The sequence below is a fragment of the Bacillus sp. SIMBA_031 genome (assembly GCF_046535225.1).
GTDB classification, from domain to species: Bacteria; Bacillota; Bacilli; order Bacillales; family Bacillaceae; genus Bacillus; species Bacillus velezensis.
On sequence record NZ_JAWRXC010000001.1, the window covers coordinates 309,984 to 333,138 of the forward strand.

The following is a 23,155-nucleotide window of genomic DNA, read 5'->3' on the forward strand; positions in this document are numbered from 1 at the left end:
ACCGGCGGCGCATTCTTTGTCTGTCAGTTTCAGGATTGAGGAGAAAGCCGTCATGCATGATATTTTAACTTCTCTTGAGGAAAAAGGAATTCTTATTACGTCCTATGAATTGAATAAGGCGGTGCTTGAAGTGAAGGGAAGGGTGAAAAGCAAAAGCGGGAAAGCGGCGGTAATGGAAAAAGTTCAAGCCCTCCCGTATATCCTGTCGGTCAAAGTTGAATAGCAGACAGGGGAAGCCTCCTGTCTGCAGTCATTTCTATTCAAATATTAATACCAGGGATAGAACGGGATATACGGCCGCGGATAGTATGGATACGGTCTGGGGAAATAATAAGGCGGCCGCGGGTAGTATGGATATGGTCTGGGGTAATAATAAGGCGGCCGCGGATAATGATATGGCACCCGTTCGTGGCTCTCGGCTGTGTCTTCATGATAGAAAGGATCGTACAAGAGGAAAACCTCCTTTTCAAATGTTGGTTCCGTTTACCTTATTCCTGTATGCCCGGTATGGTGTACGTACAACGGGCAAAAAAAAGACGCCGGTTCTCATCCGGCATCTTTTTTACACTTTCACATCAATTGAATGTCCGGCAGTCGGGTGCTGGGACGGCAGCATTTTCACTGTTTCTTCCGCCGCAGCCTGTGCATGCTGCATGACCGTTTTTGTTAAAGCCATATTTACATTCTGCGCCAGAGATGCTTGGTGCATAGCGATTGATAACGCAGGGATATCCATAGCTTCCACCTCCTTATCCCTTCATATCGGCGGTATGCTCCGATTATGAAGGGGACTGGCGGTTTCTTTTTACGGCCCATTCTAAAAATGCGGCAGCGCATACCCCGAGGGTATAGGCGAAAATGTCACTCCAGACAAATTGCCAGCCGAGGATCAGCCCGCCGAGCGTGCTGCTTCTGATTGCGTCAATCCAAGGCGCGTGATACAGCTGGCTGCATTCAATCAGACAGCAAAACGAGAGGCTCAAAAATGCGGCTGTTTCCGTCCGGATGTGCCGAAAGAAAAGCCCGAATCCTGTAAAAATCATTGCCGCCCACAAGGCATCTCCTAAATAAGCGTTTATGATGCCGGGCAATAGGGCGGTGATGTATGCGGTTCTGGACAGCAAACCGAGGGCGATGATAAAAACGGTACATATTCCGTATGTCAATGGATGTCTATTCACTTCACACTGTTCCCCTTTTTTTGTACTCCCATGTATTGTAAGGAACGACGGAGAAGCTGTCTATGAAAAAACGGCCCGGGAGGCCGCTTTTTTCGCGTTATCTTGCTTTTAGGTTAACGTGGTCTGCTTTTTGGTCACTGCCGATGACGAAGCGGAGCTCATACTGCCCCGTATGGTAGACGTAATCTGTTTCGCCCGTTTTTGGCACTGTCAGGATTTTGTCAGCGCTGCCGATTTGTTTGCTTAAGACGTCAGGTGTGACGCTGCCGAGGTTTAAGCGCCGCTCAACCCCTGTTCCGAAATAGCGTATTTCCGAGATTTTTCCGTTTTTATGATAGGAAAATCCATAACCGGGGTTTCCCATGTTCCAGCTGTATAAATCAAATGGATTGCGGCTGTCTGCTTTTTGTTCCGGCTCGCCGATTTTATCGTAAACGTCCTGTCTTGTGCTTTGGTTGATTTTCAGGCCTTTCACATTTTGCGGCATTTCCCCTTTAAACGCCGATTGGTAAAGGCTGTTCACCAGTTCTTGTGCACGTTGGTTTTCCGTTTTTGAAGCGGCTGCGGCATGGACGGGCTGTGTATTTGAAAATGCTTCTGCACCGAATGCGCATCCCGTGAGCATCACTGCCGATAATCCCGTGGCGAGTGTTTTTTTCTTCAACATATGTGAATGCCTCCTTTTTACCGCTCATACCCGTATGTTTCCTGAGATAAACGAGATGTTTTAGTGATAGGCCGGCTGGGAATCATAGAGGATGTATAGAGGGGTACAGAAAGGGGAAAAGAAAATGGCTGATACAAAGAAGGTTACAATCAATGGGGTTGAAATGGAAGCGCCGGACGGCCAAACCGTTTTGCAGCTTTTGAATAATAGTTCAATTGACGTGCCGCACGTGTGTTATCACCCGAGTCTCGGGCCGATTGAAACGTGCGATACCTGTATCGTCAATGTTAACGGGGAACTGGTGCGTTCGTGTTCCGCGCAAATAAAGGACGGAGATGTCATCGATACGATTTCGTCTGATGTGAAAAAAGCGCAGATTATCGGCATGGACAACATTTTGCACAACCATGAATTGTACTGCACGGTCTGTGATTACAACAATGGGAGCTGCGAAGTACATAATACCGTAAAGGAAATGAAAATCAATCATCAAAGCATTCCGTTCGATCAAAAACCGTATCCTAAAGATGAATCAAATCCGTTTTACCGATATGATCCCGACCAGTGCATTTTGTGCGGACGCTGTGTCGAAGCCTGTCAGGACGTACAGGTAACCGAAACGTTAAGCATTGATTGGGAGCGGAAACGCCCGCGGGTCATTTGGGATCAGGATGTGCCGATCAATGAATCATCATGTGTTTCCTGCGGACATTGTTCGACGGTATGTCCGTGCAATGCCATGATGGAAAAAGGCATGGAAGGCGAAGCGGGCTATTTAACAGGCATTAACCAAGAGACGCTTCGGCCGATGATTGACATCACAAAAGGCGTCGAAACCGGATACGGATCGATTTTGGCCATATCGGACATGGAATCGGCCATGCGGGATGAAAGAATCAAGAAAACGAAAACCGTATGCACTTACTGCGGTGTCGGCTGCAGTTTTGATATATGGACGAAAGGAAGAGACATTTTAAAGGTAGAACCTCAGGCCGAGGCGCCAGCAAATGGCATTTCGACGTGTGTGAAAGGGAAATTCGGCTGGGATTTCGTCAATAGTGAAAAGCGTCTTACCAAACCGCTTATCCGGGAAGGAGACTCATTTCGGGAGGCGGAATGGGATGAAGCGCTGCAGCTGATCGCTGATAAATTTACTGATATAAAAGAACATTTCGGCCCGGACGCACTTGCCTTTATCACATCTTCCAAATGCACGAATGAAGAATCATACGTGATGCAGAAGCTTGCAAGAGCTGTCATCGGCACAAATAATGTCGACAACTGCTCACGCTACTGCCAGTCTCCCGCCACGGCCGGATTGTTCAGAACGGTCGGATACGGCGGTGATTCAGGGTCGATTACAGATATAGAAAAAGCGGAGCTCGTTCTGATTATCGGCTCAAATACGTCTGAGTCTCACCCCGTCCTGTCCACACGCATTAAACGTTCTCATAAGCTGCACGGACAGAAGCTCGTCGTCGCTGACTTGCGAAAACATGAAATGGCCGAGCGCTCCGATGTGTTTTTCCAGCCGCGTGCCGGATCAGATATTGTCTGGCTGAATGCCGTATCGAAATATCTGCTTGATCACGATTTGGCGGATACTGCATTTCTGAAGGAGAGAGTGAACGGATTAGACGAATTCGTGAAAAGCCTTGAACCTTATACAATGGAATATGCGGAAAAACATACCGGTGTCGATAAGGATACCCTAATCAAAGTGGCCCGGATGATTCATGAAGCCGGCAGCGTGTGCGCACTGTGGGCGATGGGTGTCACCCAGCATATCGGAGGAAGTGATACGAGCACGGCCATTTCCAACATGCTTCTTGTGACCGGGAATTACGGCAAGCCCGGCGCAGGCTCATATCCGCTTCGGGGCCATAATAACGTGCAGGGCGCCAGTGATTTCGGCAGTATGCCTGACAGCTTCCCCGGCTATGAAAAAGTAACGGATGAAAAAGCCCGCAAAAAGTACGAACAGGGCTGGGGAACAGACCTGCCGAAAGAAATCGGAATGACAAATCATGAAATGATCGAAGGCATCCACTCAGGAAAACTGAAGTCCATGTACTTAAAAGGAGAAGAAATGGGGCTTGTCGACTCCAATATTAACCATGTTCATGCCGCATTTGAAAAGCTTGATTTCTTCGTTGTGCAGGATATCTTTCTTTCGCGTACGGCCGAGTTCGCCGATGTCGTGCTCCCGGCAAGCCCGAGCCTTGAAAAAGAAGGGACGTTTACGAATACGGAACGGAGGGTGCAGCGCCTTTACGAAGTGTTTGAACCGCTGGGAGATTCAAAGCCTGATTGGCAGATCATTACAGACATCGCCAACCGCCTGGGCGCTGATTGGCACTATGAACAGCCGGCAGACATTATGGAAGAAGCGGCAATGCTTTCGCCGCTCTACGCAGGCGTCACTTACGAACGTCTCGAAGGCTACAATTCACTGCAATGGCCGGTTGCAGCGGACGGAACCGATTCACCGCTTTTATTTACGGACAAGTTCCCGTTTTCAGACGGCAAAGCGATTCTATATCCCGTTCAGTGGACCGAGCCGAAAGAATTTGGTGAAGAATATGATATCCATGTGAATAACGGGAGGCTTCTCGAGCATTTTCACGAAGGGAATCTGACTTACCGATCAAAAGGAATATCCGAAAAAACACCGAGTGTGTTCCTTGAGGTCTCGCCCGAACTCGCCGAAGAAAGAGGGCTGGAAGACGGAACGCTTGTCCGTCTGACATCACCGTACGGAAATGTGAAAGTCAAATGCGTCATCACAGACAGGGTAAAAGGCAAACAAGTCTATCTCCCGATGAACGATTCAAAAGACGCCGCCATTAACCTTTTGACAAGCAGCTATGCGGATAAGGATACGGATACACCGGCTTATAAAGAAACATCAGCGAAGATGGAGATTTTGAAAAAAGAAGGCGTTAATCCGCTTCCGAAAATCAATTTCCGTTACGGAAACCCGCAGCCGCAGATCGGTGTCCGGGTTGATCGGAAATGGGCGCGTCAAGATTATGTATTTCCGGGAGACGCCGTAAAAAGGGGGAAACAGCAAAATGGCTAAAGCAATCAGCGGCATCCGAAAACAGACCGTCACAGAAGAAGACAAACGAAAAAAGGACTTAGAAGAGATCGAGACGGCTCTTTTACGAAATAAAGACGCGATTTTGGAATCTCTGCACATTCTTCAGCACATGAACGAGCGCGGCGTTTTGGCGCTTCTGCGCGGGCTCTTCGGCCAGGGAGACAAAGTGATGGATATTCTCGTGAAGAAGGCGAATACTCCGGAAACGGCCAATATGCTGAAAAATCTCCTGCTGTTAAGCGGCGTTCTCGGCATGCTCGATGTAAAACAGCTTGAGCCGTTTATCGTTAAAATCAATGCGGGCGTCACAAAGGCCGTCGAGGAAAAAGACAGCGGCAGGAAGACGGGGTATTTTGATATCGTCCGCGCTTTAAAAGACCCGGAAATCAACAAGGCCGTCACTCTGCTGTTTTCTTTCCTGAAAGGCATGGGCGCTGATACGGACGATATGGAAAGAAATACGCAGCCTCCTGAAGACCAAAAGCAGCACCAGAAACCGCAGACGAATGAGTGAACATATCTCCCGAGCCTGGCCGAAGGCTCGGGTTTTTTGTGCGCTTCTGCTGTTTTCTTGGGAGAAATTTCACCTCCGGATTCATGACTTTTGTTGTGTTATGTTAATAGTTCAGGTTATGAATAGAAAAAAATTGAAAATATGTGCTAGGATAAAATTCAAGGTACGTCAACTATTCAAATATGAAACAATCAGGAGTGATGAAACATGAGTAAGCTGAGGAGCACGAGACAAGCCATCCAAAGAACCCTGATGAAAGGAAAAAACGGCCTGGACGTATACAACCCTTTTCCTTGGTACGAAAAAATGAGACGGGAAAGCCCTATACACTTTGATGAAGAAACGAAGGTTTGGAGTGTGTTTTTATACGATGATGTCAAAAAAGTCATCAGTGATAAAGAGACGTTCTCAAGCCTCATGACTGATGTGAAAAGCTCGATTGCAAAGTCCATGCTGAATATGGACCCGCCGAAGCATACCCAAATCAGATCTGCCGTCAATCGCGCTTTCACTCCCCGCGTCTTGAAGGAATGGGAACCGAGAATTAAAGACATTACCGATCATCTCCTGAAACAGGCAAAGAACAAAGGGCGGATTGATATCGTTAAAGATCTCTCTTACCCTTTGCCGGTCATGGTGATTTCAGAATTATTAGGCGTTCCGTCCGAACGTATGGATCAGTTTAAAAAATGGTCGGACATTCTCGTCAGCATGCCGAAAGATGCGAGTCCTGAAGCGGCGGAGAAAAATCAGCAGGAACGTGACCGATGTGAGGCAGAGCTGGCGGCATTTTTTGCGGAAATAATAGAAAGCAAACGAAAACAGCCCGGCCAAGACATTATTTCTATTTTGATAAAAGAGGAAGAAGAGGGAGAGAAGCTCACGGCAGAAGATCTGATCCCGTTTTGCAACCTGCTTTTAGTGGCGGGAAATGAAACAACGACTAATCTCATTTCAAATGCGGTTTACAGCATATTAGAGACGCCCGGCCTTTATGAAGAATTGAAGCAGGACCCTTCTCTCATCGCGCAAACGGTGGAAGAAACGCTGCGTTTTCGCGCTCCTGCTCCGTTTGTCAGAAGGACGGTCCGGCACGACACTGAACTGCGCGGACGCCACTTGAAAAGCGGGGAGATCGTTCTCTGCTACGTTGCATCTGCCAACCGTGATGAAAACAAATTTGAGAAGGCGGGCGTATTTGATATTCATCGCCAATCGAATCCGCACCTTTCCTTCGGATTCGGCGTACACTTCTGCTTAGGCGCACCGCTTGCCAGACTTGAAGCGGAAGTCGCGCTGAAAGGAATTGTAAAAGCCTTTTCACACCTTGAGCCCGTCCGGATTGAGCCGATCCGAAACAGTGTCATGTACGGGCTGGAGTCTTTAGAAGCGGAGATAAACGAAAATGAGGGAGAAGAAAAAAGATGAGAAAAACACACATCGCCATTATTAATGTGGCCGCTCACGGTCATGTCAACCCCACGCTGCCTGTAGCCGAGGAACTTGTCAATCGCGGGTATAAAGTGACATTCGCTACGACTGAGGAATTTGAAGCTTCCGTTGCCAAAACGGGCGCCATTCCCGTTTTATACCGCACAAGCATAAAGGCGGACCCGGAGACGATAAAAGAACGGGTAAACAAAAATGACGCGTTTGTGATGTTTCTGGAAGAAGCGGTTGAAGTGCTTCCGCAGTTGGAAGAGCTGTACAAAGACGACCTTCCTGACATCGTCCTGTTTGATTTTTTAGCTCTTGCCGGAAAATTGTTTGCGGATAATGGCGGCATCCCGGCCGTAAAGTTCTGCCCGAGCTATGCAATGAATGAGTATTTTCAATTAGGAAGAGACGAAGAAACACTGGAAGCGGCCAAACAGGCGATAGAAGAATATCAGGAGCAGATTGAAAATGAACAATTGAAACGGATGACAATGGAAGAATTTTTCATGCCTGAAAAATTGAATATTGTCTTTATGCCAAGGGCCTTTCAGCCGAAACAGGAAACCTTTGATGAACGATTCTGTTTTGTGGGTCCGTCTCTTGGAGAACGCACAAATACGGGAAGTCTGGAAATTGATGCAGCCGATGACCGTCCGCTTATGCTCATCTCACTGGGAACGGCGTTTAACGCCTGGCCTGAATTTTACCGGATGTGTATTGACGCGTTTCGGGACTCGGACTGGCGGGTTATTATGTCAGTCGGCACAACAATTGATCCGGAAAGTTTTTCGGATGTCCCCGACCACTTTATCATCCGCCAGCATGTTCCTCAGCTTGATGTGCTGGAGAAAGCAAAGCTGTTCGTATCTCATGGCGGGATGAACAGTACAATGGAAGCAATGAATGCGGGTGTCCCGCTCGTTGTCGTTCCGCAAATGCACGAACAAGAGGTCACCGCAAAGCGTGTGGATGAATTGGGGCTTGGCGTGCATCTGCCGCCGAAAGAAGTCACTGTGGCCCGTTTGCAAAAAGACGTTCAGAACGTATACGGCGATAAGAACATCCTCAGCCGCGTGAAAAGCATGCAGCAGAAAATAGAAGAAACCGGCGGCCCCAAACAGGCTGTTTGCGCCATTGAAGAATTTTTGAAAACGGCGGCCGTCGAAAATTGATTGAGAAACAGGCAGCGTACCGGAAGACGGCTGCCTGTTTTGTTATATGTTTTTCTTCATGCCGCATCTCCGGCATTCCCTCAAAAATTTTCCGCCCTTCACTGAGCTTTTAAACAGCGTGTAGTCGCAATTGTCACATCGGCCGCTGTGAACATCAGGATATTCATTGAACTCATAAATGACCGAAGTATCGTATCCTTTTGTCTCGAACTCTTTTTTTGTTTCCATGATTGAAAATCCCTCCGCGAATCAAATCGTTCTGCCCGGTTAATGATACAGCAACTGCACGAGGGATTCAACGGGAGCATAGCTTGATTTTCCCGGCTGATTGCGTAACAATAATAGAAATAAATGACGGCCTGCCATAGGGCGCCCGGCATCTGAAGGGAAGAAGAAAACAGCGATGGGAAAAGGATTGAACGGGAAACGGATTGCCATCGGCGGTTCGCGGAAAACAGAAGAGATCACAAAATTAATAGAAAAGCAGGGCGGAACGGCGGTCGTCCGTTCCCTCCAAGGAACCGTATACCTGGCGGAGGATCAAATTGAACCCGACGTAAGAACATTTGCCGGGCAAAAAGCCGACTGGGCGATATTCACCACAGGCATCGGTACGGAAACGTTATTGTCGGTATCGGAAAAAATCGGTCTGAAAGAAGAATTTTTAGCGGCCGTTCATGAAGCGAAAATCGGCTGCAGAGGCTATAAAACATATGCGGCCTTAAAAAAGCTCGGCATCACGCCGCATGCCTCAGATGAAGACGGTACAACAAGAGGGCTGATCCGCTCCTTGGAACGATTTGACTTTAAAGATAAAAAAGTCATGATACAGCTTCATGGCGAAAAAGCGCCGGTCTTAACGGAGTTCCTTGAGAAAAACGGAGCGGAGGTATTCCCTGTTCTCCCGTATCAGCATATTCCGCCGGAAAGGGAGACGGTCGATAAACTGCTGGGAGAGCTGTTAAACGGAGAGGTTGATGCCGTATGTTTTACGACAGCCATTCAAGTGCGCTCTCTCTTTGATTATGCAAAAGAAAAAGGGTGCACAAAAGAATTGCAGCAGGCATTCGAAAAACATGTGCTTGCCGCCGCAGTCGGCAAAGTGACGGCTGAAGCGATCCGGGATGAAGGGGTAAAGAGGGTCCTTGCTCCGGACATTGAGCGGATGGGAGCGATGATTATTGAATTATCCCGTTACTATGAATCTCTGACCTTGTCATAAATAATTATTCAGCAGGGAAAAAAGCCTATGCTTCCCTGCTGAATTTTTTTAATTGCCAGTGTTCCGTGAAAAGGGAAGGATATGTCAAGGCGCTGAGTATGATACATGTAAGAAGAGCGGAGGCCATCGTTGTAAAAACGATCAGCAGCTGAAAGCGCACCGCCTGTATCGGATCAGCCCCCGCTAAAATCTGCCCCGTCATCATGCCGGGAAGCTGAACGAGACCCAATGTTTTCTGGCTTTCAAGCGTCGGGATCATACTGAGCTTCATACTGGACGTCAATATCTGCCGGACGGCCTGCTTAGGCGTTCCTCCGAGAGAGAGAATCAGCTGGATTTCTTCTTTCCGCAGATCCGCTTCCGAACTGAGCCGGCTTAAAAACAGGCTTGAGAGCACCATGGAGTTTCCGATGACCATGCCGCTTATCGGAATGACATATCTTGAAGTGAACGGAATGATATGCAGGGTCAGTAAAAGTCCCTGCGTCACGGTTTCCGCGATCGCCAGTGTCAGAAAAACGCGCCAAAATGAGCCGATCCGCATTTTTTTCCGTTTGGCGACATTGTGCGAAGCGGCCGTGAGCATCAGAAGCACCATTAATATGATAAATATCGGGTGATCACCGCGAAAAATCAGCGACAGCACATAGCCGATGATGAGCAGCTGAATGACGGCCCTGACGGTTGCGACGATCATATCCTTTTCGACGCCGGCTTTAAAAGATTTAGACAGGAATAAAGCGATAATGACAAATATACTTGTCAATAACAGAGAAAGATCATTCATATCAGCACCCGCTCCCTTGTAAAAGCGCCCGGGCCTTTTCGTGTTTCGGTTCCTTAAAGAACGTTTTCGTTTTCGCGGTCTCTAAAAGCCGCCCCTCAGCCATAAACCATACTGTATCGGATAATCGTTCCGCTTGTTCAAGGTTATGGGTGATCCACAGGATCGTCAGCTGTTTTTGCCGATGGAGTTTCGTAATCAGTTTCTCAATGATGAGAACGGATGACGGGTCCAGCGCCGAAGTGATTTCATCCAGCAGCAGGATGGACGGCAGTCCGGCGAGGGTTCGCGCTAATGAGAGCTTCTGCCGCTGCCCGCCGGATAATTCTTTTGCATTCCGATCCAGAAGCCCGCGCGGAAGATCTGTAAAATCTGCGAGCTCTTCAGGCGTATAGTGCTGTGCGCCGTGGAGTTTTTCTGCGAGCAGAAGGTTGTCCCGCACCGTGCCGTCCATGACGGGAGCTGATTGAAATGCAAGGCCCGCGGTTTTTCTGAGCTCTCTGATGTCCCAGTGTCTTATTTCTTTTCCGAATACACGCACTTCCCCTTCATCAGGTGTATTCATCAGATTGCAAAGTGACAGCAATGTGCTTTTTCCCGCGCCGGAAGGCCCTATCAACGCCGTGATAGAACCTTTTTGAATATGTCCGGTTACACGGCTTAGGACATCAAAGGACGTATTGTTTTGTTCAAAGCGTTTGCCGGCTGACAGAAAAGATATTGCCGGAGTTTCTTCTTTCATACAGGATGACACCTTTCGTAAAAAAATCAGGAACCGGTGAGATTGGCTGACGTTTGCTCAGCCGTTTTCTGGTCTGTCTGCCGGGAAGCGAATGTATGCATGACCATTCCCGCAATAATAATGAACAGTCCGGCAAATGAAAGAAGTGACGGAAACGCCGCGGATAAAAAGACGATTTCGCCGATCAGTGCAAAAAGAACCTCTCCGGACTGCGTCGCTTCAACAGCAGCGAGCTTCTGCGGCTCATTCCTCACCATATCGGTGGCGCGGAAAAATAATACTGTTGCGATAACGCCAGAGCTGAGTGCGACGATAAAGGATTGAAATGTCTGTCCCATTGACGGAAGCCCGTCTCTATGCCAGCCGAAAGCGGCGATCAAAAGCCAAAACGGAAGGCTTGCGAGCGTCATGCCGAGCACCCGCTGAAACGTATCGAGTTTTCCGCCGTATTGTTCCAGCATTTTGCGGTTGCCGAGCGGATAGGCAAAAGCGGCGATGACGACCGGCACAACGCTGAATAGTATCGTGCGGCCGGACAGAGAACCCGCATGCTGAAGCTGAATCAGCCCGGCTCCGATCAGGATGATGACGGAAGTAACCAGCGAAATCAGCGGGATCTTTTGTCTGACGGAAACCGGGCCCGCAGGTGAATGTTTTGTTTCGTAGAAAAACGGCGACAGAAGCACACCCGCGACAATTGTAATCTGCCACGTGCCGGCGATCAGCCAGCCCGGCCCATATGCCGCCGCAAACGTAATCGGGGCATAAAAAAGCACGAACCCGGTAAAACTCCACTTCAGCCAAAAAAACGGTTTTTTTCGGATTTCATGCCAGAGCGGCGCCCATTTTCCTTTCGCATAAACGATCAAAAATAAAAACGGAATCATAAAAAGAAAACGCAGGGAAGAGCTCCACATCCAGCTTCCGCCGGAAAGCTCCATCGCCCTGTTTAAAATAAATGTGACTGCAAAAAACAGAGATGCCAATATTCCGATCACGATGGCTTTCATTAAATCCCTCATTTTGACACATATTTTTTTATACTATACTATTCACCGGCAGGCTTCGCAATGGAATATGAGAAAATAGCGTTTTAACAAATGATGAATGGGAAACAGACATATACGGAGGTGAAAACAATGCAGAAAGAGGATATTCAAGTGCTTTATTTTGAAGATGACGGCCGCATTCCGAATAACCCGAATCTTCCGCTTGTTATTTATAAAGCGGTATTTAATGAAGAAACGGTACAGAAAACAGAGTCCGTCCTCCGCCGGCACGATTGGTCGAACAGCTGGACGGGCGGAGTATTTCCGTATCACCATTTTCACAGCACCACGCACGAAGTTCTTGTCGCGGTAAAAGGAAACGCGGTTTTGAGGTTCGGCGGGGAACAAGGAGCGGACGCCGTTCTTCAAACGGGAGACGCAGCGGTCATTCCGGCCGGCACCGGACATAAAAAACTGTCGGGCAGTTCTGATTTTACCGTGATCGGGGCTTATCCGGGCGGCCGGCAGTACGATACAAAAACGGAGAAAAATGATAGAACTTCAGAAGAAATCAGCCGTGTCCCACTCCCGGAATGCGACCCCTTTACGGGAAAAACGGGCCCGCTATTAAAATTGTGGGAAAAATGACAGGGGGAAAGCGGATGGTCTGTAAAAAAATAGCCTAAAAGAAACGTTATTACACCCCCGCCATATAAATAATTTCATAAACGAAACAATTCACGTTCAAATTTTGTTCAAAAAGTGTTATTATATAAGAGTAAATCAAATTGGGGTTTTTTATGTTTGCTATTTTCAGAGAGGAAAAAGAAATTTTGACTTATTCAATTGTTTTTGTTGATATAAAAATAATACTGGATATGGCAAAGTGAAAAACTGGGTAGTAAACATTTATTTTTGTAAATGATTGTGCATGAATTCACAATCCTGCTTTTTCATGCTTTTCTGCATGAAGGGGGAAAGGCTACCCTTTCCAAAAAAAATCAGCATACTGCTTATAGTAAAGGAGAATCGGATATGCCAGAAACAATCGATCAAACAAATGCATCTGTCAGCCAAGGCCAACGCGATCTTATTGATCAGCTGCTAAAACCTGAAGTTCAAGAATCACTGACTGTTTTAGTGGATCAGCTTCCAAAACTGACTGAGTTAGTAAATATTTTAACGAAGTCTTATGATTTTGCACAGTCTGTAGCGACAGACGAAGTATTGAAGAGCGATACAGTGGGTGCGCTTACAGAAATTCTTGAGCCGGTGAAAGAAACAGCGAAAGAAGTTGCGGCTACTGCGATCGAAGCAAAAGACCGCGCGGATGCAAGCAATGAAACGATCGGACTTTTCGGCCTGCTGCGCATGCTGAAAGATCCTCAAGCTCAAAAGCTGTTCCGTTTTGCTAACAGCTATCTTGAAATCATGAACGAAAAACAAAAATAATCTCAGATTCAAATTGATATAAAGGACGGAGGATATACGATGTCAAAACATATTGTCATTTTAGGCGCTGGTTACGGCGGAGTTCTTTCTGCTTTAACCGTTCGCAAACATTACAGTAAAGATGAAGCACGCGTAACCGTTGTGAACAAATACCCGACTCACCAAATCATTACGGAACTGCACCGCCTTGCAGCGGGCAACGTGTCTGAACAGGCTGTTGCTATGCCGCTTGAAAAACTTCTGAAAGGAAAAGACGTCGACATTAAAATCGCAGAAGTCAATTCTTTCTCAGTTGATAAGAAAGAAGTTGCCCTTTCTGACGGTTCTAAGCTGACTTATGACGCGCTTGTTGTCGGACTTGGTTCTGTTACGGCTTATTTCGGCATTCCTGGACTCGAAGAAAACAGCATGGTGCTGAAATCTGCTGCTGATGCCAACAAAGTATACAAACACGTGGAAGACCGTGTGCGTGAATACGCTAAAACGAAAAACGAAGCTGATGCAACGATCCTTATCGGCGGCGGCGGCTTAACAGGCGTTGAGCTTGTCGGTGAGCTTGCTGACATCATGCCGAACCTTACGAAAAAATACGGCGTAGATCCGAAAGCAATCAAACTGAAATTAGTAGAAGCAGGTCCGAAAATTCTTCCTGTTCTTCCTGATGACCTTATCGAACGCGCGACAAAAAGTCTTGAAAAACGCGGCGTTGAGTTCTTAACAGGTCTTCCTGTTACAAATGTTGAAGGAAACGTTATTGATCTGAAAGACGGTTCAAAAGTCGTTGCCAACACATTTGTATGGACAGGCGGCGTACAAGGCAACCCGTTAGTCGGCGAATCCGGCCTTGAAGTGAACCGCGGCCGTGCGACGGTTAACGATTTCTTACAATCTACTTCTCACGAAGATGTATTTGTTGTCGGAGACAGCGCTGTATACTTTGCGCCGGACGGCCGTCCGTACCCGCCGACAGCGCAAATCGCTTGGCAGATGGGTGAACTTGTCGGTTACAACCTGTTCGCTTACTTAGAAGGAAAAACGCTTGAAACTTTCAAGCCTGTAAACTCTGGTACGCTTGCAAGCCTCGGACGTAAAGACGCGGTTGCCATCATCGGAGCGAACTCTACTCCGCTGAAAGGCCTTCCGGCATCTTTAATGAAAGAAGCAAGTAACGTACGTTATTTAACACATATCAAAGGATTATTCAGTCTCGCTTACTAATCCTTAAGATCATACAGAAGACATTGCCGGACTTTCTCGGCAGTGTCTTTTTTTATATGAAAATGTTAACGGATACAATTTTCTGAAAAATAAAATAAAAATGATTGATATGTGAGAAAGAGGAAGCTAAAATAAAAAAGAACCATTTTGTTAACGTTAACATTTTTGAGAGGGAGGATGAAAGTGTGAAAGCTTTTATGGGTGATGATTTTTTACTGGATAGTAAAACGGCCGTAAAGCTGTACCGGGAATACGCTGAAAACATGCCGATCATTGATTATCACTGTCACTTAAGCCCTAAAGAAATCTATGAAAATAAAACCTTCGCAACGATTACGGAGGCATGGCTTTACGGTGACCACTACAAGTGGCGGATCATGAGGGCCAACGGCATTGAAGAGCGCTGCGTTACCGGAAACGCTTCAGATGAAGAGAAGTTTTTCGCCTGGGCAAAAACGGTGCCGATGGCGATAGGCAATCCGCTGTACAGCTGGACGCATTTAGAGCTGCAGCGCTGGTTCGGCATTTATGACGTATTGAATGAAAAAACGGCCGAGGCAATTTGGAAAAAAACGAATGAGCTCCTGCAGGGAGACGGGTTTGGCGCAAGGGATCTCATTCTGAAATCAAATGTCAAAGTCATTTGCACAACCGACGATCCTGCCGATGCGCTGACATACCACGAACTGTTGAAAGAAAGTGATTTTCCGGTTCAAGTGCTGCCCGGATTTCGGCCTGACAAAGGACTGGACATCAGCAGCCCGGGTTTTGCCGATTGGGTACGTTCGCTGGAGAGCGCTTCAGGAATAGCTGTCACCACCTACCAATCGTATTTAGATGCGTTAGAATCCCGCGTCCGCTTTTTTCACAATGCCGGGGGAAGAGTGTCGGATCATGCGTTAGATCAAATGGTTTACGCCGAGACGACCGAAGAGGAAGCGGCCCGGATTTTTGCAGCCGGATTAGGCGGAGAGCATGTGTCTTTTGAAGATGAAAAGAAATTCAAAACACGGACGCTGCAATATCTTTGCGGTCTTTACGCCGAACTGGACTGGGCGATGCAGTTCCATATTAACGCGTTAAGAAATACCAATACAAATAAGTTCAGCAGCATCGGTCCTGATACGGGATATGACTCAATTAATGATGAACGTATCGCAAAGCCGCTTGCCCGGCTGTTAGATTCCGCCGAAAAAAAGCGGCAATTGCCTAAAACGATTTTGTATTCTTTGAATCCGAATGACAACTATATTATCGCCAGCATGATCAACAGCTTTCAGGATGGGAAAACACCGGGGAAAATTCAATTCGGCACAGCCTGGTGGTTCAATGACACGAAAGATGGAATGCTCCAGCAAATGAAAGCGTTATCAAACTTAGGCCTGTTCAGCCGTTTTATCGGGATGCTGACGGATTCAAGAAGTTTCCTGTCCTATCCCCGCCATGAATACTTCAGGCGGCTTGTCTGCACGCTGATCGGCGGCTGGGCGGAACAAGGCGAAGCGCCTTACGATATGGAGCTTTTAGGAAAGATTGTCGAGGGGATTTGTTACCGGAATGCTGAGGAATATTTCCGCTTTTAAAAAATGGAATGAAAGAGGTGGCCTATGAGTAATGTGCCTGTCGTGACAGCACCTGCCGCAAAAGTGAAGGAGCATAAGCTGAGTCTGAAAGAAAAAGTATCCTATGGTTTTGGAGATTTTGGGAACGGATTTATGTTTGATCTCGGGCAGATCTATTTGCTGAAGTTTTTCACAGATGTCGCAGGCATTCCGGCAGCGTTCGCCGGCAGTATTTTTTTGGTCAGCAAGCTGTTTGCGGCTTTGACTGATCCGATTGTCGGCTCGGCCATTGACTACAGAAAAAAGATCGGACCCCGGGGGAAATTCAGGCCGTACTTATTATTCGGAAGTATTATTCTTGCGGTCATGACCGTATTGATTTTTGTGTCACCGGACGTGAGCGTCACCTGGAAGCTTGTGTACGCCTATGCTTCTTACATGCTGTGGGGGGTCGCTTATTCTTTCGTCAATATTCCGTACGGCTCCCTCGGCGCGGCCATTACTCAGGATGCGGAGGACAGAACGGCGCTTTCCGCATTCCGCCAGATCGGCTCCCTCGGCGCGCTGCTCATTACAAGTGTCATCGTCATCCCGATTCTCGTTCATTTTGATAACGTTCACATCGGCTACCCGGCAGTCATGGGAATGATGGCCGTAATCGGAATCGCGGGATTTATGATCTGCTACCGAAACTGCAAAGAAAGAATTATCGTCCGTGAAGCGCCGAAAGAAAAGCTGTCCGTCATGTCGGTTTTCAAATGCTTTATCGGCAACAAACCGCTTCTGACCGTCGTTTTCATGACGATTTTCTCAATATCGGCATATAACATTAAATCCGCTATGCTTGTTTACTTCGCCCAGTACAATCTCAACAATGCGGAGCTGATGTCCTACATGAGTTTTATCATCATCGGTTCTTCATTTTTAGGTGTTTTGTTTATGCCGAAACTCGTCAAACGTTTCGGAAAAAAGCAAACGGTGATGATCGGTTTTGCCGTCAGCGCCGCGGCTGATGCGCTGAATTTCTGTCTCCCGTCAAACGTATATATCTTTACGGCGTTAGCGAGCATTGCTTTTATAGGGATCAGCATACCAAACGGCATTACGTGGGCGCTCGTGTCGGACATTATTGATTACGGAGAATGGAAGACGGGTGAACGGAAGGAGGCGACGACATATTCGCTTTTCAACTTCTCCAGAAAACTCGCCCAATCTTTATCAGGTTTTCTTTCAGGCATCGGGCTGAGCGTTATCGGCTATATCCCGAATGCATCTCAGACAAAAGGCACGCTGATCGGGATTAAAGGGCTACTGCTGCTGTACCCGGCTTTCGCTTTAGCGTGCGCCATGCTGATTATCGGTTTGATGTATAAGCTGACGGACCGGCAGCATGCCGAGCTCGTTCAGGACTTACATCATGCAAAACCTCAACTTTAGTGATTTTATGGACTGTCCGTTAATGGTACAATAGAAATAAATGACAGCATACAGAAAGAAAGGAAAAACGATGGTAACCATAAAAGATATCGCAAAACTCGCCAACGTATCCCACACAACCGTATCCCGGGCACTTAACGGCAGCCCCTATATTAAAGAGCATACAAAACAGAAAATATTAGAGCTCGCTTCACAGCTGAATTACACACCGAATGTAAATGCAAAAAGCCTTGCCATGCAAAAGTCCCATACGATCGGACTGTTTTTTACAAGCATCACAAACGGAACCTCACACAGCTTTTTTTCCGATACCATCAAAGGTGTAAACCGCACAATCAGTGAGGAATACAATTTGTTCGTCCGCGCGATTGACGACCTGAAAAGCTTTGAAACCATTACGCCCATGAGATATGACGGAATCATATTAATGAGCCAAAGCGACAGTGATAATGCATTTATTTATCATATCCGCGAGAAAAACATCCCGCTTGTCGTGCTGAACCGGGACATTGATGACCGGAGCATCACGAATATCCTGTCAAACGATAAAGAAGGCTCCAGACGGGCGGTCGACTGCCTGATCGCAAACGGACACAGAGATATCGCGATCATTGAGGGAAAGGAAGGATTCAGGTCAACTTCTCAGCGGAAAGAAGGCTATTTGACATCTTTAATTGATCATTCTATCCCGATTAAGCATGAATACAGTGTAAAAGGCCGCTATGATATGGAAAGCGGCAGTCAGGCGATGGAAAAACTCTTGGCGCTTCAATCACCGCCTACGGCTGTTTTTTGTTCAAACGATGATATGGCGATCGGGGCGATGAACGCCATTTTCGCCAAAGGCCTGAACGTTCCGGAAGATATATCCGTTATCGGGTTTGATGACATCGGCATTTCCCAATACATGACGCCGAGGCTTTCGACAGTAAAACGCCCGGTTGAAAACATCAGCATACTCGGCGCAGAGAAGATCTTGGCGCTAATCGCCGACCCGGATACGGCGGCGGAAAAAATATACGAAAACACCGAGGTGATGATAAGAGATTCAATTAAAAAACTCACATAACGGCCCGTCTGATTATCCGGGTTTTCGTACAGGAAAATGTTAACGTGTGCATAAATACAGAAGGAGGCGGACAGCTTGCGGCAGCTGAATAAAAAGATGTGCGGCGAATACATTCAATATCCTGAAAAAGTCCTTCAGTTCGGCGAAGGCAACTTTTTGCGGGCCTTCGCTGACTGGCAGATCGATCAATTGAATCAATTGACGGATTTTAACGGAAGCGTTGTCGCCGTACAGCCGAGAGGCTCTGAGAAAATCAAACGTTTAAACGAGCAGGACGGTTTATTTACGCTTTTTTTGCAGGGGATAAAGGACGGGAAACCGGCTGAAGAACACACGATCGTCAAATCCATCAGCCGCGGCATTGATCTTTTTTCTGACTATGATTCCTTTAAACGGCTGGCAGCACAAGAGGAGCTTCGTTTTATCATTTCCAATACGACAGAAGCGGGAATTACGTTTGAGAAAGGCGACCGGCTTGAGGATAGACCTCAAAAAACATTCCCCGGGAAATTAGCGGCGTTCCTTTATTTCCGCTATAAGGCATTTGCGGGTGACGCCGAGAAAGGGTGCATTGTGCTTCCGTGTGAACTGGTCGAAGAAAACGGACGGAAACTGAAGGCTGCCGTGCTTCAATATGCCGGGCTGTGGGAGCTGGGGCCTGATTTTACTCAATGGATTCATGACGCGAACATCTTCTGCAATACCCTCGTGGATCGGATTGTTCCCGGGTTCCCTGTTGATACCGTAGAAGAACTTACCAATTTTCTCGGGTACGAAGACCGTCTGCTTGTGGTTGGTGAGCATTATTATTTGTGGGTGATAGAAGGGCCGGAACAGCTTCAGAATGAGCTTCCTTTTGCTGAGGCCGGGCTGAACGCACTGATCACGTCTGACCTTACGCCTTACAGGACAAAAAAGGTGAGAATCTTAAACGGCGCTCATACGGCATTGGCGCCAGTGGCTTTACTATACGGACTGCAAACCGTCCGGGAAGCGGCTGAGCACGAGGTGACGGGCAGGTTCATCGAAGAGCTGATCAATGAAGAAATCCTCCCTGTGCTGCAAATGGAGGGTGTCACCCAATACGCGGCAGATGTGTTACAGCGGTTTAAAAACCCTTATATCCAACATTATCTGCAAAGCATTACCCTTAACGGCGCCGCGAAATTCAAAACAAGAAACCTGCCGACGCTGAAGGCTTATATCGAACAGGAGAGCAGGCTACCTGAGAAGCTGGTATTTTCGTTCAGCGCCATGATCTATTCATACTGGAACGGACCGAACAAACCGGCTGACGGCGAGGAGGTTCTTCACCGTTTTCAAATGGCGCGGTCCCGATGCAAAGATGATATGTTTCAAGCGGCATCTGCCATATTAGGAGAAGAGCGATTGTGGGGGAAGAATCTGAATCATCTTCCGGGGCTGACTGAACGAACGGCTTTTTTTCTGTCTGTCATTCATAAGCGGGGTATGAAGCATGCGTTACATGAATGCTGCGGAAAAAAGGGGGAAGTGAAATGAAAGAGGTCATAAAAATCCATAAAAACGATAACGTGCTTCTCGCCATGCGTCATTTTAACAAAGGGGAGCGGCTGCATACAGACGGACTGACGATTGAAGTGAAGGACCCTGTAAAGCGGGGGCATAAAATCGCGCTGCAAACCATTGAAGAAAACGGCAGCATCATTAAATACGGTTTTTCGATCGGGCGTGCAACAAGACGGATTTCGGCCGGCGAGCATATTCATACCCATAATCTGCAAACGAATTTATCCGATGTGCAAGAATACACGTATTCACCGCGCTTCGAGGACAATCCTTTTACAAATGAGAACCGGACATTTAAAGGCTACAGAAGAGAAAATGGTACATCCGGCGTCCGGAACGAACTGTGGATCGTGCCTACAGTCGGCTGCGTAAACGGCGTCGCTGAGAAAATCCTGCAGCGCTTCGTAAAAGAGGCGAAAGACATTGCGCCCTTTGACAATGTGCTGGTTTTAAAGCACCAATACGGCTGCTCCCAGCTTGGTGATGATCATGAGAATACGAAACAAATGCTGATAAACGCCATCCGTCATCCAAATGCGGGCGGTGTGCTGGTTTTAGGGCTCGGCTGTGAAAATAATGAGCTGGCGGCGATTAAGGAAACGCTTTCTGAAGTGAATGGAGATCGGGTGAAATTTCTCGAATCACAGGCTGTCACAGATGAAATTGAAGCGGGGACTGCGCTTCTTAAAGAGATACACCTTGCGGCAAAGGGAGATAAACGTGAGGAGATTCCGCTGTCAGAATTGAGCATCGGATTGAAATGCGGCGGGTCGGACGGTTTTTCCGGCATCACGGCAAACCCTTTATTAGGGAGATTTTCAGATTACTTGATTGCACAGGGAGGGAGCACGGTTTTAACGGAGGTGCCTGAGATGTTCGGCGCTGAGACGATTCTCATGCAGCGTGCGGCGAGTGAAGAAGTGTTTCATAAAACAGTCCGATTGATCAATGATTTCAAGCAATATTTTATGAAGCACGAGCAGCCGATTTATGAAAACCCGTCACCAGGGAATAAGGAAGGCGGCATTTCAACGCTCGAAGACAAGTCGCTCGGCTGCACCCAAAAAGCCGGTCTTGCACCGGTTTCTGATGTGCTGACATACGGTGAAACACTGAAAACAAAGGGATTGACACTGCTCAGTGCGCCCGGCAATGATTTAATCGCTTCTTCAGCGCTCGCCGCGGCGGGCTGTCACATCGTTTTGTTTACAACCGGAAGAGGCACGCCGTTCGGCACATTTGTCCCGACTGTGAAAGTATCAACAAATACCGATTTATTTCAATCAAAGCCTCATTGGATTGATTACAACGCGGGCAGATTGGCGGAAGACCAAACAACAGAAGATCACATTGTAAGAGATTTTATTCAATACATTATTAAAGTTGCAAGCGGAGAATTCGTCAATAACGAAAAAAACGATTTTCGGGAGCTTGCAATCTTTAAGTCCGGTGTGACGTTATAAGGGAAAAGGCGATCTGACAACAGACCGCCTTTTTTATATTAATTTTATTCCGCTGATTAAAATAATCGCCGCCATCACAAACTGCAGCGGGCGCGGTGAGAATTTCGGCGAAAAGAAGCTGCCGAGAAGCACACCCGGCACAGAGCCGATCAACAGATTCAATACAAGCAGGTAATCGACGCTTCCGAAGCTTGCGTTTAACAGACCGGCAGCCGTTACGAGCAAAAAGGCATGTGCGATATCCGTTCCCACTACTTCTGCCGTTTTCATTCTGAACAGGTATAACATGGCGATTGCAAATAACGAGCCGGACCCAATAGATGTCAGGCCGACGATGAAGCCGAAAATGACGCCGATCAATATCATGAGTGTCCGCTTTTCTTCAAGCGTTTTTTGCTGCCAGCGGTTCGGCCGCAGTTTTTTATCGAAAAAAAGGCGGGCGATAATGGAAATGGCGACAAGGGTCAGCACGTAGCCGAGCGCCTGTTTGATAATCTGCTCCTGATGCTGATGAAAAGCGGGAAACAAGTGAAGAACACCGATGGCGGCTGTTGCGCTGGGAATGCTCCCGAGCGCCAAATAGCCGACAAGTTTAAATTGAACGGTGCGCTGCTTCCAATGAGAAACGACACCGAACAGTTTGGTGATGGAGTTATATAAAAGGTCAGTGCCGACGGCGATTGAGGGGTTGATCCCCAAAACGATCAGTAAAGGAGTCAAAAGCGCCGCTCCTCCCACACCCGTCAATCCGACCAGCGTTCCGACAAAGAAACCCATAAACACAATGCTTACAGTCATCTGTGTGCCTCCTGAATAATCCTACTATTTTTATCAGATTATATATGATTAAGAGGCGGTAATCAATTAAATTTTCGGAAAATTTTATACAGAACAAAAAAATCCGCCAGCCTGCTGTTATGTCGCAGACCGGCGGATGGCCGGATTATGATTTTTGCTGATAAAACGGAAGTTCCGTGTGGCCCATTTCTCTGACATACACGAAAAGGTTGCCTTTATGATGAATTTCATGCTCCATTGCAAGCTGAAGGAGAGCAGCGCCGGTCACTTTTCTGCCGAAAGAGGCGGTCAGGTCAATTTCGCGGTTCAGCTGCTCTTCAGTCAGCTGTGACAGGATGTCTGTCGTTTTTTCAGTACATGCTTCCGCCAGTTTGACGAGGTCTGTTTCCGCTTCTTCTTTCGGTTTGTTCTGGATGGCTGATCCGTTTCCGTCGTTAATGACGTTTGCAAACATAAGAAAAGAATAAACGATGTGTTTTACAAGTTCCTGAGCGGACATTGATGTCTCTGCCGGTTTGTAGTCGTAATGCTCGCGGCTGATTTTTTCCGCCAGTTCAATCGTCACGTTTCGATGTGACAGAAAGTGGCTGACCAATTGATTTTGTGCTGTCATGTGAAAACCCCCATTTAATACAGAATAAAAGCTGCAAGGATATGCTATATCAACGGCACGGAAGAAACAAGCAATAAGCTTGTGATGGAGATAAATCGTTGCGGATATCCGAAATTCGACAATTGCGGTCTTTTTGCGTTCTTCTTTTTCTAGCAAATATGATAAAATATGACATATCTCGGTC

General features: G+C 47.3%; 23 protein-coding genes. 13 read left to right on the forward strand and 10 right to left on the reverse strand.

What is annotated here, in order from left to right; translation table 11 throughout:
* Positions 1-267: 267 nt before the first annotated feature.
* The 4 genes from SB724_RS01670 to SB724_RS01685 form a co-directional block, all read right to left on the reverse strand.
* Positions 268-450: a hypothetical protein gene (locus SB724_RS01670; protein WP_076983061.1), complete on the reverse strand. Its 183-nt coding sequence runs from the start codon at positions 448-450 to the stop codon at positions 268-270.
* A 112-nt stretch (positions 451-562) separates the two neighbouring features.
* Positions 563-736, reverse strand: coding sequence for a YjfB family protein (locus SB724_RS01675; protein WP_410569866.1), 174 nt, complete (start codon positions 734-736; stop codon positions 563-565).
* Between the two features lie 43 nt (positions 737-779).
* Positions 780-1,181 carry a ribosomal maturation YjgA family protein gene (locus SB724_RS01680; RefSeq protein WP_410569868.1) on the reverse strand — a complete coding sequence of 134 codons (402 nt, stop codon included), beginning with the start codon at positions 1,179-1,181 and terminating at the stop codon, positions 780-782.
* A gap of 97 nt (positions 1,182-1,278) precedes the next feature.
* A complete protein-coding gene (locus SB724_RS01685) occupies positions 1,279-1,848 on the reverse strand; it encodes a YjgB family protein (protein ID WP_410569870.1) in 570 nt (189 codons plus the stop codon).
* Positions 1,849-1,972: 124 nt separating this feature from the next.
* On the opposite strand from SB724_RS01685, the gene fdhF reads away from it, so the two are divergent.
* The 4 genes from fdhF (at position 1,973) to SB724_RS01705 (ending at position 8,074) form a co-directional block, all read left to right on the forward strand.
* On the forward strand, positions 1,973-4,930 hold the full coding sequence (gene fdhF / locus SB724_RS01690) for a formate dehydrogenase subunit alpha (RefSeq protein WP_410569872.1): 2,958 nt from the start codon (positions 1,973-1,975) through the stop codon (positions 4,928-4,930).
* Positions 4,923-5,465, forward strand: a complete 543-nt coding sequence (locus SB724_RS01695) for a helical membrane plugin domain-containing protein (protein WP_012117344.1) — start codon at positions 4,923-4,925, stop codon at positions 5,463-5,465. The genes fdhF and SB724_RS01695 overlap by 8 nt, the downstream gene beginning before the upstream one ends.
* A 207-nt stretch (positions 5,466-5,672) precedes the next feature.
* Positions 5,673-6,893, forward strand: coding sequence for a cytochrome P450 (locus SB724_RS01700; protein WP_045207154.1), 1,221 nt, complete (start codon positions 5,673-5,675; stop codon positions 6,891-6,893).
* Entirely contained in the window at positions 6,890-8,074 is a 1,185-nt protein-coding gene (locus SB724_RS01705) for a macrolide family glycosyltransferase (RefSeq protein ID WP_064107726.1), read from the forward strand. Before SB724_RS01700 ends, SB724_RS01705 begins: the two co-directional genes overlap by 4 nt.
* A 42-nt stretch (positions 8,075-8,116) precedes the next feature.
* On the opposite strand, the gene SB724_RS01710 is transcribed toward SB724_RS01705, so the two are convergent.
* Positions 8,117-8,302 carry a DUF8096 family protein gene (locus SB724_RS01710; protein WP_003154919.1) on the reverse strand — a complete coding sequence of 62 codons (186 nt, stop codon included), beginning with the start codon at positions 8,300-8,302 and terminating at the stop codon, positions 8,117-8,119.
* Positions 8,303-8,477: 175 nt separating this feature from the next.
* Here SB724_RS01710 and SB724_RS01715 point away from each other — a divergent pair, with 175 nt between their 5' ends.
* Positions 8,478-9,296: a uroporphyrinogen-III synthase gene (locus SB724_RS01715; protein WP_265972152.1), complete on the forward strand. Its 819-nt coding sequence runs from the start codon at positions 8,478-8,480 to the stop codon at positions 9,294-9,296.
* 25 nt (positions 9,297-9,321) lie between these two features.
* On the opposite strand, the gene SB724_RS01720 is transcribed toward SB724_RS01715, so the two are convergent.
* From SB724_RS01720 to SB724_RS01730, 3 genes are read right to left on the reverse strand one after another with little or no spacing between them, the layout of a single operon-like run.
* Positions 9,322-10,083 carry an ABC transporter permease gene (locus SB724_RS01720; protein WP_003154915.1) on the reverse strand — a complete coding sequence of 254 codons (762 nt, stop codon included), beginning with the start codon at positions 10,081-10,083 and terminating at the stop codon, positions 9,322-9,324.
* 1 nt (position 10,084) lies between these two features.
* Positions 10,085-10,822, reverse strand: coding sequence for an ABC transporter ATP-binding protein (locus SB724_RS01725; protein ID WP_410569876.1), 738 nt, complete (start codon positions 10,820-10,822; stop codon positions 10,085-10,087).
* Positions 10,823-10,848: 26 nt separating this feature from the next.
* A complete protein-coding gene (locus SB724_RS01730; protein WP_410569878.1) occupies positions 10,849-11,832 on the reverse strand; it encodes a DMT family transporter in 984 nt (327 codons plus the stop codon).
* Positions 11,833-11,961: 129 nt separating this feature from the next.
* Between SB724_RS01730 and SB724_RS01735 the strand changes: the two genes are divergently transcribed.
* The 8 genes from SB724_RS01735 (at position 11,962) to SB724_RS01770 (ending at position 21,560) form a co-directional block, all read left to right on the forward strand.
* Positions 11,962-12,459, forward strand: coding sequence for a cupin domain-containing protein (locus SB724_RS01735; protein ID WP_410569879.1), 498 nt, complete (start codon positions 11,962-11,964; stop codon positions 12,457-12,459).
* A gap of 387 nt (positions 12,460-12,846) precedes the next feature.
* Positions 12,847-13,263: a DUF1641 domain-containing protein gene (locus SB724_RS01740; protein WP_003154908.1), complete on the forward strand. Its 417-nt coding sequence runs from the start codon at positions 12,847-12,849 to the stop codon at positions 13,261-13,263.
* 39 nt (positions 13,264-13,302) lie between these two features.
* Positions 13,303-14,481, forward strand: coding sequence for an NAD(P)/FAD-dependent oxidoreductase (locus tag SB724_RS01745; RefSeq protein WP_012117352.1), 1,179 nt, complete (start codon positions 13,303-13,305; stop codon positions 14,479-14,481).
* Positions 14,482-14,666: 185 nt separating this feature from the next.
* Positions 14,667-16,064: a glucuronate isomerase gene (gene uxaC / locus SB724_RS01750; RefSeq protein WP_410569881.1), complete on the forward strand. Its 1,398-nt coding sequence runs from the start codon at positions 14,667-14,669 to the stop codon at positions 16,062-16,064.
* A 24-nt stretch (positions 16,065-16,088) separates the two neighbouring features.
* On the forward strand, positions 16,089-17,480 hold the full coding sequence (locus SB724_RS01755) for an MFS transporter (protein ID WP_049589350.1): 1,392 nt from the start codon (positions 16,089-16,091) through the stop codon (positions 17,478-17,480).
* A gap of 70 nt (positions 17,481-17,550) precedes the next feature.
* Positions 17,551-18,549 carry a LacI family DNA-binding transcriptional regulator gene (locus SB724_RS01760; RefSeq protein WP_410569883.1) on the forward strand — a complete coding sequence of 333 codons (999 nt, stop codon included), beginning with the start codon at positions 17,551-17,553 and terminating at the stop codon, positions 18,547-18,549.
* Between the two features lie 75 nt (positions 18,550-18,624).
* The gene (locus tag SB724_RS01765; RefSeq protein ID WP_061581957.1) at positions 18,625-20,070 is read left to right on the forward strand and encodes a tagaturonate reductase; all 1,446 of its coding nucleotides are present in this window, start codon (positions 18,625-18,627) and stop codon (positions 20,068-20,070) included.
* Positions 20,067-21,560 (forward strand): UxaA family hydrolase, encoded by a 1,494-nt coding sequence (locus SB724_RS01770; protein ID WP_061581958.1) that lies wholly within the window; start codon positions 20,067-20,069, stop codon positions 21,558-21,560. The genes SB724_RS01765 and SB724_RS01770 overlap by 4 nt, the downstream gene beginning before the upstream one ends.
* Positions 21,561-21,593: 33 nt before the next feature.
* Here the strand turns inward: SB724_RS01770 and SB724_RS01775 are convergent, their stop codons facing one another.
* On the reverse strand, positions 21,594-22,358 hold the full coding sequence (locus tag SB724_RS01775; RefSeq protein ID WP_007610763.1) for a sulfite exporter TauE/SafE family protein: 765 nt from the start codon (positions 22,356-22,358) through the stop codon (positions 21,594-21,596).
* Between the two features lie 145 nt (positions 22,359-22,503).
* A complete protein-coding gene (locus SB724_RS01780) occupies positions 22,504-22,971 on the reverse strand; it encodes a DinB family protein (RefSeq protein WP_021494037.1) in 468 nt (155 codons plus the stop codon).
* Positions 22,972-23,155 lie beyond the last annotated feature (184 nt).